1 protein-coding gene is annotated in these 1,623 nt (G+C 69.4%); it reads right to left on the minus strand.

Annotation, left to right across the window (positions count from 1 at the left end; all coding sequences use genetic code 11):
- On the minus strand, positions 1-1,494 hold a 1,494-nt coding region (locus GFH49_RS01570; RefSeq protein ID WP_155053911.1), incomplete at its 3' end, for an ISL3 family transposase.
- Between the last annotated feature and the right edge of the window lie 129 nt (positions 1,495-1,623).

Below are 1,623 nucleotides of genomic sequence, written 5' to 3' on the forward strand. Positions count from 1 at the left end.
CAACGTCAGCCCAGCCGTCACCGCCACCTGATCACCAACGACACCGTTCACGAACGAAAGCAGTTCGGGCAGGCCCTCGGCCTGGACTTTCTCGATCCAGCCGGGGAGCTGGTGGCCGGTGCGGGCAGTCATCATCTCGGCAAACACGTGGATGTGGCCGGCGGTGGCGTCGAGGTCAGGGCATCGCGCGAGGATGGCCTTGAGCTTGAGGGTCTCCTCCGAGGTGAGGCTGTCGGGGTGGCGCGTGATCCAGCCTGTGACCTCCCGCGCTGAGGGTGGCCGGACCTTCTCGCGGGGTGGGGCGCCCGATCGCAGTGGGCGCAGGTAGTCGCGTAGAACGGTGAGGCCACCGCGGTAACCGGCGGCCGTGATCTCCTCGAAAAGGGTGGCGGCGGTGGTGCAGCCCTCGTTCCAGCGCTGGTGGAGGTAGGGCTTGAAGTCATCGAGGATGCTGGGGAGGCCCTGCCACTTGCCGGTCACCAGTTCCTGCCAGGTGGTGGCGCGGGCGAAACGGCGGACAGTGTTGCGGGACAGGCCCAGTTCCCGGGCGATCGCGCGCTGCGGGCGGCCCTGGTCGACCAGAGTATGCACGGCCCGGTGGCGCTCGCGGGTCCGGTCCGCGTACCGGTGGGCAGTACTGGCCGGGTGGCCCGCCGTGGCGATCTTCTCCAGTTCCGCGAGGGCGGCGGCTGATGCCTCGGAGGCCGGTGGTGGTTCGGGTTCGCGCAGGTGGGCTGCGTGCCGGGTGACGCAGCGCTCGACCGCCTCGACGAGGTTGTGCCAGACGTGCCAGCGATCGGCCACGTGCGTGGCGTCCGGGGCGCCCGCACGGGCGCCTTCCGCGTAGGCGGTGGCCCGGTCGCGGCAGATGATCTCGACACCAGGATGTTCGGCAAGCCAGCGGGCAAGGGTTGCAGCCTCGCGGTCGGGCAGCAGGTCGATCGGCCTGCGGGTCTCGATGTCGATCAGGACGGTGCCGTAGACGTGGCCCCGTCGCAGGGCGAAGTCGTCAACACCCAGAATTCTCGGCGTAGTTGTCGGCGGATCGGGCATGGCCCGGATCAGCCGTAGGAGCGTGGAGCGGCTGGCAGGAGCATCGAGGACGCTCGCCAGCCGGGTGCCGGCCCGGCCGGCCAGCATCAGCGCGACGACCTGGAGGACGGCGTGCAGGCGTGTGCTGCGTCGGCCGTGCCGGAAGGTGAGCCCGGCGATCTGCTCGGCGAAGGTGCTCTTGGTGCAGGAGCGCCTGGCGCAGCGGAACCGGCGCACCCGCAGCTGGATCACCACAGGTCGACCGCCCACGGCCGCGTCGGCGAGTCGACGCTCATAGCCGCTGTGGACCCGCCCGGACGCCTCACCACACTGCGGGCAGACCGCCTGCGAGGCGACAGCCCGGGCGGCGACGCGGACGTGATCCTCGCCGAGCTCGACTTCTTCGATCACCAAGCCATCCACCTGCGGGAATAGTGCGTCTTCCCACTTCACATCCCTCACGGACGAGCATGCTCACAGGGTTTGACGCTCAGTCGCGCGGTGATCAACGGATCCGATCGGAAGCCGCTGCTTTCGTTCGTGAACGGTGTCGTTGGTGATCAGGTGGCGGTGACGGCTGGGCTGACGTTG

Source organism: Streptomyces blattellae, assembly GCF_009709555.1.
In the GTDB taxonomy this organism is placed as follows: Bacteria; Actinomycetota; Actinomycetes; order Streptomycetales; family Streptomycetaceae; genus Streptomyces; species Streptomyces blattellae.